Origin of the sequence: Streptomyces venezuelae (genome assembly GCF_008642315.1) — a bacterium.
Classification (GTDB): Bacteria; Actinomycetota; Actinomycetes; order Streptomycetales; family Streptomycetaceae; genus Streptomyces; species Streptomyces venezuelae_D.
In genome coordinates this window covers 814,779-831,468 of the sequence record NZ_CP029192.1, presented here as the reverse complement: position 1 = coordinate 831,468, position 16,690 = coordinate 814,779, and the positions used below count along the sequence as shown (strand labels likewise).

The following is a 16,690-nucleotide window of genomic DNA, read 5'->3' as shown; positions in this document are numbered from 1 at the left end:
CGACGGCGATCGGGGCCGCGGCGTGATCCGCTGGGCGTACGCGTTCATCGACCGGCCGCGCGACCGCTTCGCCGAGGCGGCCGCCTTCTGGGCGACGGCCACGGGCTCGCGCCTCTCCGCACCCCGCGGCGAGGCCGGCGAGTTCGTCACACTGCTGCCCACGGACCCCGCCGACGCGTGCGTGAAGGCGCAGGCCGTGGCGGGTCCGGGCGGCACACACCTGGACCTCGCCGTCGACGACATCGCCGTCACCGCGGCCGAGGCGCGCGCCCTCGGCGCCGCCCCGGTCCACGCGGAGGACGGCCTCGAGGTGCTCCGCTCCCCGGCCGGCCTCCTCTTCTGCCTGGTCCCCTGGTCGGGCGAGACCTCACGCCCGGCACCGCTCACCGCCCCCGACGGCGCGGTGAGCCGCCTGGACCAGGTGTGCGTGGACATCCCCCCGGAGTCGTACGAAGCGGAGATCACCTTCTGGGCGACCCTCACGCGCTGGGACTCCACGCCGGCCGCCCGCCCCGAATTCCATCGCGTGACACCCCCACCGACCCTCCCGCTCCGCCTCCTCCTCCAACGCCTGGACACCCCGGGCCCCACCGGAGCCCACCTGGACCTGGCCTGCTCGAACCCGAACGCGACCCGCACCCGGCACGAACAACTCGGCGCCACGTACGTGTCACGCGGCCCCAGCTGGCTCGTCATGCGGGGCCCGGCGGGCGTCGCGTACTGCCTGACGGGCCGCGATCCGGAGACGGGCAGGCTGCCGTAACCGGAGCCTCTCAGTGCTCCAGCAGCATCCGCTGGAGTTCCCGGGCCGCCCGCGGTGGTGCCACGTCGCTGCGGTGGGCCAGGGCGATGGTGCGGTGGAGGCTCGGTTTGGCCAGGGGGGTCATGCGGAGGTCGGGGCCCGAGCGTTCCGCGACCATGCGGGGGACCACCGCCACGCCGAGGCCCGCGCGGACGAAGCCGAGTACCGCGTCCATTTCGCCGCCCTCCACCGCGAACTCGGGCTCGAAGCCCTCGGCGCGGCAGGCGGAGACGGTGAGTTCCCGCAGGTCGTAGCCGTGCCGGAACATCACGAGGCGTTCGCCCTGGAGGTCGGCGATGCGGACCGTGTTGCCGAGGGAGCGCGAGCCGGGTGCGGAGACCACCACCAGGTCCTCGCGGAGCAGTTCGAGGGTGGTCAGGGCCGGTGAGGGGGAGGGGAGGGGGAGAACGACCAGCGCCAGGTCCAGGGCGCCGCGTGCCAGTTCGCGGACGAGGTCGTGCGAGCCGCCCTCCTCGATGAGGAGCTGGATGCCGGGGTGGCGGTCGTGGAAGGCGCGCAGGACGTCGGGGAGCAGGCCCGTGCACACGCTCGGTGTCGCGCCGAGCCTGATCCGGCCGCGCCGCAGCTGCGCCAGTTCCTGCACTTCGATGCGGGCCGTGTCCGCGTCGGCGAGGATCCGGCGTGCCAGGGGCAGCAGCGCCTCGCCCGCGTCGGTGAGCGTGATGTTGCCGCGCGCCCTGCTGAAGAGCTCGGCGCCCAGTTCCTTCTCCAGTGCCCGGATCTGCTGCGAGAGGGAGGGCTGGGAGACGTGGACCTCCTCCGCGGCCCGCGTGAAGTGCCGGGTCTCGGCGACGGCCACGAAGTAGTGGAGCTGCTGGAACTGCATACCCTGAGGGTACGGGCTTTCATAGGACCGGGCTATGGAGATGAGCCGAACCATCTCTTGGACCGATCGGGACCTTCGGCCGTAGCGTCGCTGGCATGGCTCTGGCAACCCGGACGGACAAACGGCCGTCCACGCCCCGCACGCTCTGGGACTCCACCATCGGCAAGAAGACGGTGATGGCGGTCAGCGGCTTGATCATGCTGCTCTACCTGTTCCTGCACATGATCGGGAACCTGAAGATCTTCTTCGGCCCCGCGGAGATCAACCACTACGCGCACTGGCTCCGCACCCTCGGCGAGCCCGTCATGCACTACGAGTGGTCACTCTGGCTGTTCCGCGTCGTGCTCGTCGTCTCCGTGGTGGCGCACGGCGTCTGCGCGTACCAGTTGAGCCGCCGCGACATCAAGGCGCGCCCCACCCAGTACGTGCACAAGCGGCGCGAGGCGAGCTTCGCGACCCGCACCATGCGCTGGGGCGGCATCATCATCGCCCTCTTCATCGTCTGGCACATCCTCGACCTGACGACCGGCACCGTGCACCCCGGCGACTACGAGCACCTGAAGCCGTACCAGAACGTCATCGACACCTTCTCCACCTGGTACAGCAACGTCGTCTACATCGTCGCCGTGGTCGCCGTCGGCTTCCATGTGCGGCATGGACTCTGGAGCGCCGCGCAGACCCTGGGCGTCGGCACCGCGACCCGCGACCGCGTCCTCAAGCCCCTCGCCAATGGGCTCGCGTTGGTGCTGACGGTCGGTTTCGTTTCTGTTCCCGTGGGTGTCATGACCGGAGTGGTGAGCTAGATGAGTGCCTTTGCCGAGTATGTGACTGGTGAGCCGGTCGTGGATGCCAAGGCTCCTGCCGGGCCGATCGCCGAGCGGTGGGACACTCGCCGTTTCGAGGCGAAGCTGGTCAACCCGGCCAACCGGCGCAAGCACACGGTGATCGTGGTCGGCACCGGTCTGGCGGGCGGGTCGGCCGGGGCGACGCTGGCCGAACAGGGCTATCACGTGGTGCAGTTCTGCTATCAGGACTCCCCGCGCCGGGCGCACTCGATCGCCGCGCAGGGCGGCATCAACGCGGCGAAGAACTACCGCAACGACGGTGACTCGGTGCACCGGCTGTTCTACGACACCGTCAAGGGCGGCGACTTCCGCGCCCGGGAGTCCAACGTGCACCGCTTGGCGCAGATCTCCGTGGAGATCATCGATCAGTGCGTGGCGCAGGGTGTGCCCTTCGCCCGCGAGTACGGCGGCCTGCTCGACACCCGCTCCTTCGGCGGCGTCCAGGTGTCGCGGACGTTTTATGCCCGCGGGCAGACGGGCCAGCAGTTGCTGCTGGGGGCCTATCAGGCGCTGTCGCGGCAGATCGCGGCGGGGAATGTGGAGTTGCATCCGCGCACCGAGATGCTGGATGTGATCGTCGTTGACGGGCGGGCGCGCGGCATCGTGGCCCGGGATCTGGTCACGGGGAAGATCGAGACGTATTTCGCGGACGCGGTGGTGCTGGCCTCGGGCGGTTACGGCAACGTCTTCTACCTGTCGACCAACGCGATGAACTCCAACGCGACCGCGGTGTGGCGGGCGCACCGGCGCGGCGCGTACTTCGCCAATCCGTGCTTCACCCAGATCCACCCGACCTGCATTCCGCGTACCGGTGATCACCAGTCCAAGCTGACGCTGATGAGTGAGTCGCTGCGCAACGACGGCCGGATCTGGGTGCCCAGGGCCAAGGGTGATGACCGGCCGGCCAACGAGATCCCCGAGGCCGAGCGCGACTACTACCTGGAGCGCATCTACCCCTCCTTCGGCAACCTGGTGCCCCGTGACATCGCCTCGCGCGCGGCGAAGAACGTGTGCGACGAGGGCCGCGGGGTGGGCCCGGGCGGGCAGGGCGTCTACCTCGACTTCGCCGACGCGATCAAGCGGATGGGCCGCAAGGCGGTCGAGGCCAAGTACGGCAACCTCTTCGACATGTACGCGCGGATCACCGACGAGGACCCGTACAGCACGCCGATGCGGATCTATCCCGCCGTGCACTACACGATGGGCGGCCTGTGGGTGGATTACGACCTGCAGACCACCGTGCCGGGCCTGTTCGCGGTCGGCGAGGCCAACTTCTCCGACCACGGCGCCAACCGGCTCGGCGCGAGCGCGCTGATGCAGGGCCTGGCCGACGGCTACTTCGTGCTGCCCTCCACCATCAACGACTACCTCGCCCGCAACCCCCACACCGACGAGGTGACCTCCGATCACCCCGTGGTCCGCGAGGTGCTGGACGAGACCGAGGACCGGCTGGCCAAACTCCTGGCCGTGGACGGTGACCGTACTCCGGACTCCTTCCACCGGGAGCTGGGGGAGGTGATGTGGGAGTTCTGCGGGATGGCGCGCACCGAGGCGGGGCTGCGCAAGGCGCTGGAGCGGATCCCGCAGATCCGCCAGGAGTTCTGGCGGCGCATCAAGGTGCCCGGCACGGGTGAGGAGTTCAACCAGTCGCTGGAGAAGGCCAACCGCATCGTCGACTACCTCGAACTCGCCGAGCTGATGTGCCTGGACGCGCTGCACCGCGCCGAGTCCTGCGGCGGCCACTTCCGCGAGGAGTCCCAGACTCCCGACGGGGAGGCGGCCCGCGTGGACGAGGAGTTCTCCTACGCCGCGGCCTGGGAGTTCACCGACACCGGCACCGCCCCCGTCCTGCACAAGGAAGACCTCCTCTTCGAGTACGTCCACCCCACCCAGCGGAGCTACGCATGAAGCTCACCCTGCGCGTCTGGCGCCAGAAGAACGCCGACGCCGACGGAGCGATGTCCACCTACCAGGTGGACGGCATCTCCTCCGACATGTCCTTCCTCGAAATGCTCGACACCCTCAACGAGACCCTCATCGTCCAGGGCGAGGACCCCGTCGCCTTCGACCACGACTGCCGCGAAGGCATCTGCGGCGCCTGCTCGCTGGTCATCAACGGCGACGCGCACGGCCCCGAGCGCACCACCACCTGCCAGCTGCACATGCGCTCCTTCCGCGACGGCGACACCATCGACATCGAGCCCTGGCGCGCGGCGGCCTTCCCCGTCGTCAAGGACCTGGTGGTGGACCGCTCCTCCTTCGACCGGATCATCCAGTCCGGCGGCTACATCAGCGCCAACACCGGCTCCGCCCCCGAGGCCCACGCCGCACCGGTGCCCAAGCCGGACGCCGACTACGCCTTCGAACACGCCGAGTGCATCGGCTGCGGCGCCTGCGTGGCGGCCTGCCCCAACGGCTCCGCGATGCTGTTCACCTCCGCCAAGGTCAACCACCTCAACGTCCTGCCACAGGGCGCACCCGAACGCGAGACCCGCGTCCTGGACATGGTCGCCCAGATGGACTCCGAAGGCTTCGGCGGCTGCACCCTCACCGGCGAATGCGCCACCGCCTGCCCCAAGGGCATCCCCCTCTTCTCCATCACCGGCATGAACAAGGAGTGGCTCCGGGCCAACCGGAAGGTCAGCCGGTAGGCACGGTTCCACCCGTCGCGGGGGGCGCGTAGCTTCGGACCATGTATCCGGGAGCGTACGACCCCGCCAGGCCGGCCGTCGTCACCGCCGACGGCACACGGGCCATCGGCTACGGACAACTCGAAGATCGTTCCCTGCGGCTCGCGGATCATCTGCGGGCCGCGGGTCTGCGCCGGGGTGATCACCTCGCCCTGCTCTGCGACAACGACCCGCGCGCCCTGGAGGTCTACTGGGCGGCCATGCGCTCCGGGCTCTATCTCACCGCCGTCAACCACCACTTGAGGGCGGACGAGGCGGCGTACATCGTGCGCGACTGCGGCGCGGGCGCGCTCGTCGTCTCCGGCTCGCTCGACGAACTGGGCCGGAGGGTGAGGGAGTTGGCGGGAGGACCGTCGCTCGTGCTCGGGCTCGACGACGGATCGTACGAGAAGGCACTGGACGCCGCCTCAGCCGTGCCGCCCGAACGGCAGCCGCTCGGCACCGACATGCTCTACTCCTCCGGCACCACCGGCCGTCCCAAAGGCATCGAACCGAGGCTTCCCGAAGGGGACGTACGGGATCAGCCGACGACATACACGGTGGTCTTCCAGACGATGTACGGCTTCGGCGAGGACACCGTCTATCTCTCGCCCGCGCCGATCTACCACGCGGCGCCGCTGCGGTTCTGCGGTGTGGTGACCGCGCTCGGCGGCACCGTCGTCCTCATGGAGTCCTTCGACGCAGAGGCGGCCCTCGCGGCGGTCCAGCGCCATCGGGTGACGCACAGCCAGTGGGTGCCGACGATGTTCGTCCGCATGTTGAAGCTCCCCATGGAGGTGCGCGAACGCTACGACCTGTCGTCGATGAAGACGGCCATCCACGCCGCCGCGCCCTGCCCCGTCGAGGTCAAGCGGCGGATGATGGAGTGGTGGGGGCCGGTCCTGTACGAGTACTACTCGTCGACCGAGGGGAACGGCATCACCTTCATCTCGCCCGAGGAGTGGCTGCGCAAGCCAGGGTCCGTCGGGCGCGACGGGTTCCTCGGAACGCTGCGGATCTGCGACGAGGAGGGGCGCGTCCTGCCGCCCGGCGAGACCGGCACGGTCTATTTCGAGCGCGAGGAACCCTCCTTCCGCTACCACGGCGACGAGGCCCGCACCCGCGAGGCCCGGCACCCCGAGCACGAGAACTGGACGACCACCGGCGACATCGGCCATGTCGACGACGACGGCTATCTGTTCCTCACCGACCGCAAGGCCTTCATGATCATCTCGGGTGGTGTGAACGTCTACCCGCAGGAGGCGGAGGACGTCCTCGTGCTGCACCCGGCCGTCGCCGACGTCGCGGTGGTCGGCGTGCCCGACGCCGAGATGGGGGAGGCGGTCAAGGCGGTCGTCCAGGTCGAGCGGGGCGTGGAGGCGGGCCCGCGACTGGAGCGCGAGCTCATCGACTTCGCTCGCGAACGGCTCGCGCACTACAAGGCCCCGCGCACCGTCGACTTCACCGACAGCCTGCCGCGCACACCCACCGGCAAGCTCGCGAAGGCGCGGCTGCGGGACGCCTACCGGGGCGGGTGATCCGCGGAACGCGCGGGGAGCGATCAGCCGAGCCGGGTGAGGACGTCGCCCGCGACGAGCGCGGAGAGCGCCATCACCGAGCCCACCGACAAGTCGATGCCGCCGACCAGGATCACGAAGGTCAGGCACACCGCCAGCATCGTGTTGAGGGTGATCTCGGTGGCGATGTTGGTGAAGTTGCCTGTCGTGGCGAACTTGGGCGCGGCGAGTGTGAAGACCGCCACGAGGGCGAGCAGTGCGATCCCGGTGCCGGCCTCGCCCATCGCCCGGCGGGTGAGGGAGCCGACGGTGGACCGGTCGTCGATGGGGCACGGGGGAGCGGAGGTCACGCGCGGGCCCCCTTCGTCGTGCCGGTCGTCCCGGTCGTGCCGTCCGTGCCCGTCGTGCCGTCCGTGTGGGTCGTACCGTCAGCGGCAGTCGTACCGTTCGTGTATCCGGAGTACGCCAGCTCCAGGATGTGCGAGCTGTCGAAGTCGGCGCGGGCCACCTCGCCCGCCACGCGGCCCCGCGAGAAGACGAGCAGGCGGTCGCAGATGCCCATCAGCTCCGGCAGGTCGGAGGAGACGACCAGGAGCGCCTTGCCGTCGGCGGCGAGGTCGACGAGCTGCTGGTGGATCTCGTACCGCGCGCCCACGTCGATCCCGCGCGTCGGCTCGTCCACCACCAGCACGTCGGTACCGGCGAGGAGCCAGCGGCCGAGGACGACCTTCTGCTGATTGCCGCCGGACAGCGTACGGACGACGGCGCGCACCCCGGGCGTCCGTACCCGCAGCCGCTCGACCGTCCCGCGCGCGATCCGGTCCTCCGCACGCCGCCGCAGCAGCCCCGCCCGTGACACCCGCCCGGTCGCGGCCGGCGTCACGTTCGCCGCGAGGGACAGGTCGAGGACCAGCCCCTGCCGCTTGCGGTCCTCCGTGAGCAGGCTCCGGCACGACCAGGCCGAGCGTCATCGTGTGGCGCATGCGCAGCGACCTGGCGACTCCGTTCGGCCGGTAGTCGAGCGCCCGGACGGCCGCGAGGACGCGCTCCCTCGTGGCGGGCGCGACGGACCGCGGCCCGTTGTTCACCACGTAGCTGACGACCGAGGGCGATGTGCCCGCGAGCCGCGCCACGTCCAGTCTCGTCGCCATGCGGGGCCTCCCGCGTGCGGGTGGGCGTGCACCAGAACCTGCTGACTGGCAGGTGGGCAACACGAGTTGACAACACGTGTTGCGTCAGGATCGGCCGGGCCCGCCGTTCGCCACAAGGCGCCGTTTCGGCCCTGTGCGGAGGTGCTGCGGTCCCGGCCGGCAGCGCTCGGCCCCGTTCGGATCAGGCGCCGCCCGCCAGCGCCCGTGCCAGATACGGCGCGGTGCGGCTGCCCTCCGCGCGTGCCACCTCCGTAGGTGGGCCCGCCGCCACCACGAGTCCGCCCCGGTCGCCGCCCTCCGGTCCGAGGTCGATGACCCGGTCCGCGCCCGCGACGACTGCCATGTCGTGCTCGACGACGACCACGGAGTTGCCGCCGTCGACCAGTTCGTGCAGACGGTGGACGAGGACTTCCACGTCGGCGGGGTGCAGGCCCGTCGTGGGCTCGTCCAAGAGGTAGAGCGTGTGGCCGCGCCGGACACGCTGCAACTCGCCGGCCAGTTTGATGCGTTGGGCCTCGCCTCCCGACAGCTCCGTGGCGGGCTGGCCGAGGCGCAGATAGCCGAGGCCGACGTCGAGGAGCGTGCGCAGGCTGCGTACGACGGCCGGGGTGTCGGCGAAGAAGTCCGCGGCGGCCTCGACGGTCAGGTCGAGCACCTCCGCGATGTTCCTTCCCCGGTACGTCACTTCGAGCGTCTCGGGGTTGTAGCGGGCGCCCGCGCAGTCGGGGCAGGGCGCGTAGGTGCTCGGCAGGAAGAGCAGCTCGACGCTGACGAAACCCTCGCCCTGACAGGTCTCACAGCGGCCGCCCGCCACGTTGAAGGAGAAGCGGCCGACCCCGTAACCGCGTTCCTTCGCCGTGTCCGTCCCGGCGAAGACCTTGCGCACGACGTCGAAGAGCCCGGTGTACGTGGCGAGGTTGGAGCGCGGGGTGCGCCCGATCGGCTTCTGGTCGACGCAGACCAGCCGCCCGACTCCCGGCAGGTCCTCGGTGATCTCACCGACGAGCGTGGACTTGCCCGAACCCGACACGCCCGTGACGGCCGTGAAGGCGCCGAGCGGGATCTCCGCCGTCACCCCGCGCAGGTTGTGCCGGGTGACCGGGCCGACCTTCAACCAGCCCTGCGGGGCGCGCACTTCACGTACGGGCGGGGCGGCACGGTCGAACAGGAAACGGCCCGTCGCCGACTCCTCGACGCCTTCGAGCTCCGCCACCGGGCCGCTGTGCAGGACCCGCCCGCCGTGCTCGCCCGCGTGCGGCCCGACGTCGACGAGCCAGTCCGCGTGCCGTACGACATCGAGGTGGTGCTCCACGACGAAGACCGAGTTGCCTGCCGCCTTGAGCCGGTCGAGGACCGTCAACAGGGCTTCCGTGTCGGCCGGATGCAGTCCCGCCGACGGCTCGTCCAGGACGTACACGACTCCGAAGAGCCCCGAACGCAGCTGCGTCGCGAGGCGCAGGCGTTGCAGTTCGCCCGCCGACAGGGTGGGCGTGGCGCGGTCCGGGCTGAGGTAGCCGAGACCGAGCTCGGTGACGGTCGCGATGCGGGCGAGCAGGTCCTCGGTCAGGACGTGCGCCGTCTCGGACGTGTCCGCCGCCCCGGTCAGGGCGTCGGCGAGCTCGGACAGCGGCAGCGCGGCGAGCTCGGCGATCGTGCGGCCCGCGAACGTCACCGCCATCGCCTCCGGACGCAGCCTGCTCCCGCCGCACGCCGGACACGGCGCGCTCGCCAGGAACCGTTCGGCCTTGGTGCGCAGCGTCTGGCTCTTGGAGTCCGAGAAGGTCTTCATGACATAGCGCCGTGCGCTCATGTACGTGCCCTGGTAGGGGCGGTGGATGCGGCCCGCCTCGCGCACCGGGTGCACGGTCACGACCGGCTGCTCGTCCGTGAACAGGATCCAGTCGCGCTCCGTCTGAGGGAGCTCGCGCCACGGCCGGTCCACGTCGTACCCGAGCGCGTCGAGCACGTCGCGGAGGTTCTTGCCCTGCCACGCGCCGGGCCAGGCCGCGATGGCGCCGTCCCGGATGGACAGCGAGGCGTCGGGGACGAGCAGCTCCTCCGTGGTGCGGTGCACGCGGCCCAGACCGTGGCACTCGGGGCAGGCGCCGGCCGCCGTGTTGGGCGAGAAGGCGTCCGAGTCGAGCCGCTCCGCGCCTTCCGGGTAGCGGCCCGCACGCGAGAAGAGCATCCGCAGGGAATTGGAGAGGGTGGTGACCGTGCCGACGGACGAGCGGGACGTCGGCGCCGAGCGGCGCTGCTGGAGCGAGACCGCGGGCGGCAGACCGGTGATCTCGCCGACCTTCGGCGCTCCCACCTGATGGATCAGACGCCGGGCGTAGGGGGCGACGGACTCGAAGTACCGCCGCTGCGCCTCCGCGTAGATCGTGCCGAACGCGAGCGAGGACTTCCCGGAGCCGGACACACCCGTGAAGACGGCCAGGACATCGCGCGGAATGTCCACGTCGACACCCCGCAGATTGTGCTCCCCGGCACCCCGGACACGTACGAACGGATCGTGGGGGCTGTGCATGGGCGGGGCTCCGTACGCGGCTCGGGGGCAAACCCCACGATTCTAGGCCGCGCTCTCGGCCGACTGCCAATCGTGCCGCTGTTCGCCGCGCCGCCGCCGGTCGGTTGTTTCGGGGAAGCATTTCTCCGTGCCGGGGCGAATCGATTCCGGCATTCCGCGGCGGCCGTTCGCATTTCCTTCAGCCGTCGTGCCGTACCGTCCGCAGTTCGCGCGCGGCGGCCGCGTTCACGCACCCCGCGAGGCCCAGGGCGTCCCGGAACTCGTCCGCCAGCAGGTCGAGGACTCGCCGCACCCCGCCCTCGCCGCCGACGGCCAGGCCCCAGAGCGCGGGCCTGCCCACCAGGACGCCGGACGCGCCGAGCGCCAGCGCCCGCAGCACGTCCGTACCGCTGCGGATGCCGCTGTCCAGGAGGACCTCGCAGCGTCCGGCGACAGCGGCCACCACCTCCGGCAGCGCGTCGACGCTCGGCACGGCACCGTCCAGCTGGCGGCCGCCGTGGTTGGACACCACCACGGCGTCCACCCCGCACGCGGCGGCGCGCACCGCGTCCTCGGCCGCCAGGATCCCCTTCAGGACCAGCGGCAGCCGGGTGCGCTCCCGCAATGCCTCCACCGACGACCACGTCAGGGCGGGTGAGAACACGGCCGCCGTGTGCGCGGCCAGCGCCGACGCGTGACCGGGACCGGACGGCGTCCGGTGTGCCGCGGACGGGCCCTGCGCCAAGTGGGCGGCGCGCACGCGGCCGGGCAGCGCGAACCGGTTGCGCACGTCGCGCAGTCGCCGTGCCATCCACGGCACGTCGACCGTGAGCATGATCGCCTCGGCGCCGGCGTCCTCGGCCCGCCGCACCAGGTCGAGGGAGCGGCCCGCCTCGCGCAACCAGTAGAGCTGGAACCAGACGGCCCCGCCGAGCGCCGTGAGCCGCTCGACGGGGACGCTGCTGAGCGTGCTCGCGGTGAACGGCACCCCGGCCTCCCGCGCCGCCCGGGCGGCGGCCAGCTCCCCCTCGGCGTGCACGAGCCGCTGGTAGGCGACCGGCGCGAGCGCGAGGGGCAGCCGGGCCGGGCGCCCGAGCAGCGTCGTCCCCGTCGTGCACGCCGACACGTCCCGGAGCACGCGAGGGACCACGAAGACCCGGTCCAGCGCCGTGCGGTTGGCGTCGAGCGTCACCTCGGCGCCGCTGCCCCCGGCCAGGAAGTCGCGGACGGCGGCGGGCAGTACGGCGGCGGCGGCGCGTTCGGCGTCGGCGAGGCAGTGCAGGTGCTCGGGGTGCACGGCGCGGTCATCGCTGGTCGAAGCCACGCTGCTTGGTCCGCTCCAGTTCCACCGCTTCGTAGAGCGCCTTGATGTTCGCGCTGCCGAAGGTCGCGGCGCCTTGGCGCTCGATGACCTCGAAGAACAGCGTCTTCCGCGGATGGGTCGAGGCGGTGAAGATCTGGAAGAGCCGCCCGTCGTGGTCCTCGTCCGCGAGGACGTGCGTCGACCGCAGGTCGGCCAGCCGCTCCTCGCCGAGCTCCACGCGCTGCCCGAGGAGGTCGTAGTACGAGGCCGGGGTGCGCAGGAACGAGACACCACGCCCGGACAGCGCCCGCACGGAGTCGACCGCGTCCCGCGAGGAGAACGCCAGGTGCTGGACGCCCGCGCCCTGGTGGCCCTTGAGGAACTCGTCGATCTGGCCCGTGGCGGCCGAGGTGTCGGGCTCGATGAGGGTCAGGGTCACCGTGCCGGAGCGGCTCTGCACGACCTTCGACTCCATGGCCTGCGTGCCCACGACGATGTGTTCCTCGAAGACGAACCGGAAGCCCAGGGCATCGCGGTAGTACGCGACCATCGCGTCGAGGTCGCCCGCCGGCAGGCACACGGCGACGTGGTCGAGCTCCAACAGGCCGACCGCGTCTGACCGTTCGGTGTCCGACTCCGCGCCATGCACCGGAACGTGGCCGACGGGCAGTCCGGGACCCTCGTCGGGACCCTTCCGCACGAGCGTGTGGACCAGGTCCCCGAAACCGCGGAACGCCGGGGACCCGGCCGTACCGCTCTCCGTGCGCCGGCGGGGGAACCGGTGGGCGATCGCGCCGCGTGCGAGCCCGGCGTGGAAGGCGGCATCGGGGTCGGCCGTGCGCAGCGCGATGTCCGCGACGCCGTCCCCGTGGCTCATGACGTACGCGGACGCGGGGTGCAGCTCCGACGTCGCCTGGGTCAGGACGAGCGTGATCCGCCCGTGCCGCACGGTCGCGCCGCGGTGGTCCGCGGACGTGCCGGTGCCGACGACCGTGAAGGCGTACCGGTCGGTCCAGTGCGCGACGGCCGCCTCCAGGTCCTCGACGTACATCTCCACGTAGTCCATGGAGAGATCCGCGAGCGGATCCGCTGCTTCTGGTGATTCCGCTGATTCTGCTGCTTCCGGTAAATCCCTCATGGGTGTCTCCAGATCCGGAGATAAATGAGCTTCTGGACTCTACGATCCGCTTTCGGATTTGGCCAAGCGCGCAATGGACGGCCAGCCGGTGTCCAGGACGCACACCGTCCAAGAAGTCGGCGGTGAAATACAGGGGCGAGATTCCGGCCGTAAAATCGGCGGGCCTTTCCGTTTATGGTCGGTGCCTTTCGAGCGGGTGATGACTAGTGATGCGCACCATGGCCGTCATCGGCACGGGCCTGATCGGGACCTCCGTCGCCCTGGCGGTGAGCCGGCACGGCGTCACGGTGTTCCTCGCCGACCGCGACCCCGCCGCGGCCCGCACCGCCGCCGCCCTCGGCGCCGGCATCGCGGACGTCCCGGGGGAACCGGTGGACCTGGCCGTGATCGCCGTCCCGCCCAGCCAGGTGGGCGCCGTGCTCGCCGAGGCGCAGGAGCGCGGGCTCGCCGCGACGTACACCGACGTGGCGTCGGTGAAGGCGGGCCCCGAGCGGGCCGCCCTGAGCCGCGCCCCCGACCCGCACCGCTACATCGGCGGGCATCCGCTCGCGGGCCGCGAGCGCTCCGGCCCCCTCGCCGCCCGTGCCGACCTCTTCCGCGGCCGCAACTGGGTGCTCACCCCGTCCCGGCTGACCTCCGACGATGCCTTCGACCGCGCCCTGGAACTGGTCGCCCTGTGCGAGGCCGTCCCGGTCGTGATGCACAGCCGGGATCACGACGCCGCGGTGGCAGTGACCTCCCACGTGCCTCACTTGATGGCCAGTCTGATGGCCGCGAGGCTGCGCGAGGGCCCGGCCGACCTGCCGAGCCTCGCCGGACAGGGCCTGCGCGACGCCACCCGTATCGCGGGCGGCGACTCGCGGCTCTGGGGCGACATCCTGCAGGCCAACGCCCCGGCGATCGCCGGCGTCCTGAAGGACCTGCACACGGACCTCTCCCGGCTCGTGCCGGCGCTGGACGCGCTCGCCAGGCCCGGCGACAGCGGGCGCGACCACGGCATGCGCACGCTCGTGGACCTCCTCGACCGGGGCATCTCCGGCCTCGCGGAGATCCCGGACACCCGGCACGGCGGGGCGTCCGGGGGCTCTCGGGTGCGGGTCGCCGTCGCGGACCGCCCCGGAGAGCTGGCGCGGCTGCTCGCCGCCGCGGCGGAGGCGGGGGTGGCCGCGGACGACGCCTGTGTCGAGAGCGTGGGCCCCGCGGGCGTCCCGGCCCTCTCGGGGTTCGCCGTACGCTTCGGCGTTCCGGCGCGCACCGCCGACCGCCTCGTGGCCGTGCTCGACGCCGGAGGCTGGGATGTCGTACGAGAAGGGGACCGCGACCCCGAGGACACGCCCGGCCGCGACCCGGAGGACATGCCCGGCCGCGACCCCGACAACGCGCTCGACCGCGCCCGCGACCTCGACCGCGATCTCGATGGAGTGCTGCTCGCCGACACGGTCCGATCCGGCCGTCGCCCACAGTGACCATCGGCGAGCATGTTCCGGCGTGTCCGTGCGTGTCCGCGCCTGTCCAACTGTGCGAATCGGCCGGTTGGACGCGTTGTTGGTCCGTCGAGAACCGTGTGACTCTGAGCGACGGATAGCACTTTCCCGATAACTTCCGGACGCCGGGGAGACATTCATGCCGGAACAGACGGCCGACAGCGGCGCATCGGCCGCGAACCGCGAGGCGTTCGAGCGCAGAGGGCTGCGACAGGGCGGTACGGGAACCGCCGGGCCGCCCGACACCACCGTGAAGGTCCTCGGCCGCGCGTGGCCGGCACCGCTGATCGTCGGGCCGCTCCACGCCCCCGCACGTCCCGGCGGCGAACTCGCCGTGGTCCGTGCGGCCGGAGCGGCCCAACTTCCGTGTGTCGTGGGCGCCTTCGCCGAACGGACCTTCACCGAGCTCGCCTCCGCCACCGAGGTCCCGCCGTGGCTGCGCACCTACGCCTTCCGGGACCGGACCACCGAGCGGCAGCTCGCCGAACACGCCGAGGGCGCCGGGTTCGGCGCCGTGCTCCTCGCGCTGGGCGGCCTCGACGACACCCGCTTCAAGAGGGCCGCGGCCCCCGCCAACCTCGCGCGCCAGGGCGCGCTGAGCGACGTACGCTCCCTGCTCGACGCCCGCGCCGACTGGCCCGACGTGGACCGTCTCCGCGCCGCGACCGCCCTGCCGCTGCTCGTCGCCGGCGTGCGCACCACGAGCGACGCGCTGCGCGCCCTGGACAGCGGCGCCGACGGCGTCGTCGTCACCTCCCTCGACGCGCTCCCCGGTATCGCGGAGGCCGTGGCGGGACGCTGCCCGGTCCTGCTGAGCGGTGGGGTGCGGCGCGGCGCCGACGTGCTGACGGCGGTCGCCGCCGGAGCCGACGCGGTGTTCGCGGGACGCCCGGTCCTGCACGGGCTGCGGGCCGGCGGGCGCGCGGGCGTGGCGGAGGTGCTCGACGTCCTCGTACGGGAGCTGGGCGACGCGATGACGTTCACCGGCACCGCCACGGTCGCGGACATCGGCCCCGGCCTCGTCCGCACCGGACCCCGCCCCGCCGATCCGGCGCCGCCCCCGGCCGCACGGCCGCTGCACAGGAGCGAACTGCACGCCAGCGTGTCCGACCCGGTCCTGGACACGATGACGTTCCTCAACGAGATCACCACCCGCTACCCCGAGGCGATCTCCTTCGCGCCGGGACGCCCCTACGACGGGTTCTTCGACAGCGAGCAGATCTTCACCCACCTGCGCCGCTACCTCAACCACCTGGAGGAACAGGGGAGTTCGCCCCAGCAGGTGCGGACCGCCATGTACCAGTACGGGCCCACCGCCGGCCTGATCCGCGAGATCATCGCCGACTCGCTGCGCGCCGACGAGAACATCGACGTACCGGCCGAGTCCATCGTGGTGACGGTCGGCGCGCAGGAAGCCATGCTCCTCGTGCTGCGCGCCCTGATCACAGGACCCGACGACGTGCTCCTCGTCTCCAGCCCCTGCTACGTCGGCATCACCGGCGCCGCCCGCCTCCTGGACATCGCCGTGACCCCCGTGGAGGAGCGGGAGGACGGCGTGTCCTGCGCCGACCTGGAGGCGGCGATCAGGAACGAACGGGCCCGCGGACGCAGGCCCCGCGCCTTCTACGTCGTCCCCGACCACTCGAACCCGTCCGGGACCACCATGGGCCCGCGGGCCCGCGCCGAGCTCCTCGAACTCGCCGCACGGCACGGCATCCTGATCCTTGAGGACAGCCCGTACCGCCTGGTCAGCCCCGGCCTGCCGCTGCCGACCCTGAAGTCGCAGGACCGCGCCCACACGGTCGTCCACCTCGGCTCCTTCTCCAAGACGGTGTTCCCCGGCGCCCGCGTCGGGTTCGTCGTCGCCGACCAGCCCGTCGTCGACGCGTCCGGGCGCACCGGCCTGCTCGCGGACGACCTCGCCAAGATCAAGAGCATGGTGACGGTCAACACCTCGTCGCTCAGCCAGGCGGCCGTGGCGGGCACGCTCCTCGCGGCGGGCGGCAAGATCTCTGAGCTCAACAGCGCGGCGTCCGCGTACTACGGAGACGCCATGCGCGCCACGCTCAGGGAGCTCGACGCCCACCTGCCGCCGGAGCGCCGCGAGGCCCTGGGCGTGCGGTGGAACGAGCCCACCGGCGGCTTCTTCCTCACCCTGCGGGTGCCCTTCCGCGCGGACAACGCCGCGCTGATCCGCTCGGCGCAGGACCACGGCGTCATCTGGACGCCGATGACGTACTTCCACCCCGGCGGCGGAGGCCTGCACGGCATCCGCCTGTCGACCAGCTATCTGACGCCCGCCCAGATCGGCGAGGGCGTCGCACGGCTCGTGCGGTTCATCGAGTCCGAGAGCGCACGAGCCTCCGCCACACGAGAGGGGACCTGACCGTGAACGGCAGCACGCGGCATCCGCGCAGCAAACCAC

General features: G+C 71.7%; 13 protein-coding genes and 1 pseudogene. 7 read left to right on the top strand and 7 right to left on the bottom strand.

Annotated elements, in window-relative coordinates; all coding sequences use genetic code 11:
- Positions 1-22: 22 nt before the first annotated feature.
- The gene (locus tag DEJ48_RS03600; protein WP_150214384.1) at positions 23-763 is read left to right on the top strand and encodes a VOC family protein; all 741 of its coding nucleotides are present in this window, start codon (positions 23-25) and stop codon (positions 761-763) included.
- Between the two features lie 10 nt (positions 764-773).
- Here the strand turns inward: DEJ48_RS03600 and DEJ48_RS03595 are convergent, their stop codons facing one another.
- Entirely contained in the window at positions 774-1,649 is an 876-nt protein-coding gene (locus DEJ48_RS03595; RefSeq protein WP_190537176.1) for a LysR family transcriptional regulator, read from the bottom strand.
- A gap of 95 nt (positions 1,650-1,744) precedes the next feature.
- Here DEJ48_RS03595 and DEJ48_RS39600 point away from each other — a divergent pair, with 95 nt between their 5' ends.
- Genes DEJ48_RS39600 through DEJ48_RS03580 form a run of 4 tightly spaced genes read left to right on the top strand, consistent with a single transcriptional unit; the run spans position 1,745 to position 6,701 of the window.
- Positions 1,745-2,452, top strand: a complete 708-nt coding sequence (locus tag DEJ48_RS39600; protein ID WP_190537174.1) for a succinate dehydrogenase — start codon at positions 1,745-1,747, stop codon at positions 2,450-2,452.
- Positions 2,453-4,402, top strand: coding sequence for a fumarate reductase/succinate dehydrogenase flavoprotein subunit (locus DEJ48_RS03590; RefSeq protein WP_150216581.1), 1,950 nt, complete (start codon positions 2,453-2,455; stop codon positions 4,400-4,402).
- A complete protein-coding gene (locus DEJ48_RS03585) occupies positions 4,399-5,145 on the top strand; it encodes a succinate dehydrogenase/fumarate reductase iron-sulfur subunit (RefSeq protein ID WP_150214380.1) in 747 nt (248 codons plus the stop codon). The genes DEJ48_RS03590 and DEJ48_RS03585 overlap by 4 nt, the downstream gene beginning before the upstream one ends.
- A gap of 41 nt (positions 5,146-5,186) precedes the next feature.
- Positions 5,187-6,701 (top strand): acyl-CoA synthetase, encoded by a 1,515-nt coding sequence (locus tag DEJ48_RS03580; RefSeq protein ID WP_150214378.1) that lies wholly within the window; start codon positions 5,187-5,189, stop codon positions 6,699-6,701.
- 23 nt (positions 6,702-6,724) lie between these two features.
- Here DEJ48_RS03580 and DEJ48_RS03575 read toward each other — a convergent pair whose 3' ends face one another.
- From DEJ48_RS03575 to hppD, 6 genes and pseudogenes are all read right to left on the bottom strand, one after another.
- Positions 6,725-7,030, bottom strand: coding sequence for a hypothetical protein (locus tag DEJ48_RS03575; RefSeq protein ID WP_223831876.1), 306 nt, complete (start codon positions 7,028-7,030; stop codon positions 6,725-6,727).
- Complete coding sequence (locus DEJ48_RS03570) at positions 7,027-7,563, bottom strand: ATP-binding cassette domain-containing protein (protein ID WP_190537172.1); 537 nt, start codon at positions 7,561-7,563, stop codon at positions 7,027-7,029. The genes DEJ48_RS03575 and DEJ48_RS03570 overlap by 4 nt, the downstream gene beginning before the upstream one ends.
- A gap of 133 nt (positions 7,564-7,696) precedes the next feature.
- A pseudogene (locus tag DEJ48_RS03565) lies at positions 7,697-7,831 on the bottom strand (LacI family DNA-binding transcriptional regulator); the annotation flags it as partial.
- Positions 7,832-8,012: 181 nt separating this feature from the next.
- A complete protein-coding gene (locus tag DEJ48_RS03560; protein WP_150214374.1) occupies positions 8,013-10,361 on the bottom strand; it encodes an ATP-binding cassette domain-containing protein in 2,349 nt (782 codons plus the stop codon).
- 178 nt (positions 10,362-10,539) lie between these two features.
- Complete coding sequence (locus DEJ48_RS03555) at positions 10,540-11,664, bottom strand: alpha-hydroxy acid oxidase (protein WP_223831875.1); 1,125 nt, start codon at positions 11,662-11,664, stop codon at positions 10,540-10,542.
- Complete coding sequence (hppD, locus tag DEJ48_RS03550) at positions 11,645-12,709, bottom strand: 4-hydroxyphenylpyruvate dioxygenase (protein ID WP_223831874.1); 1,065 nt, start codon at positions 12,707-12,709, stop codon at positions 11,645-11,647. The genes DEJ48_RS03555 and hppD overlap by 20 nt, the downstream gene beginning before the upstream one ends.
- 281 nt (positions 12,710-12,990) lie before the next feature.
- On the opposite strand from hppD, the gene DEJ48_RS03545 reads away from it, so the two are divergent.
- Complete coding sequence (locus tag DEJ48_RS03545) at positions 12,991-14,247, top strand: prephenate dehydrogenase (RefSeq protein ID WP_190537170.1); 1,257 nt, start codon at positions 12,991-12,993, stop codon at positions 14,245-14,247.
- Positions 14,248-14,404: 157 nt separating this feature from the next.
- Entirely contained in the window at positions 14,405-16,651 is a 2,247-nt protein-coding gene (locus DEJ48_RS03540; protein ID WP_150214368.1) for an aminotransferase class I/II-fold pyridoxal phosphate-dependent enzyme, read from the top strand.
- Positions 16,652-16,690 lie beyond the last annotated feature (39 nt).

Bases quoted from the DNA above. Each gene is read 5' to 3' on its own strand.
- DEJ48_RS03580 (WP_150214378.1), top strand. From the start codon at position 5,187: ATGTATCCGGGAGCGTACGACCCCGCCAGGCCGGCCGTCGTCACCGCC.
- DEJ48_RS03595 (WP_190537176.1), bottom strand. From the start codon at position 1,649: ATGCAGTTCCAGCAGCTCCACTACTTCGTGGCCGTCGCCGAGACCCGG.
- DEJ48_RS03590 (WP_150216581.1), top strand. From the start codon at position 2,453: ATGAGTGCCTTTGCCGAGTATGTGACTGGTGAGCCGGTCGTGGATGCC.
- DEJ48_RS03560 (WP_150214374.1), bottom strand. From the start codon at position 10,361: ATGCACAGCCCCCACGATCCGTTCGTACGTGTCCGGGGTGCCGGGGAG.
- DEJ48_RS39600 (WP_190537174.1), top strand. From the start codon at position 1,745: ATGGCTCTGGCAACCCGGACGGACAAACGGCCGTCCACGCCCCGCACG.
- hppD (WP_223831874.1), bottom strand. From the start codon at position 12,709: ATGGACTACGTGGAGATGTACGTCGAGGACCTGGAGGCGGCCGTCGCG.
- DEJ48_RS03585 (WP_150214380.1), top strand. From the start codon at position 4,399: ATGAAGCTCACCCTGCGCGTCTGGCGCCAGAAGAACGCCGACGCCGAC.
- DEJ48_RS03545 (WP_190537170.1), top strand. From the start codon at position 12,991: ATGCGCACCATGGCCGTCATCGGCACGGGCCTGATCGGGACCTCCGTC.
- DEJ48_RS03540 (WP_150214368.1), top strand. From the start codon at position 14,405: ATGCCGGAACAGACGGCCGACAGCGGCGCATCGGCCGCGAACCGCGAG.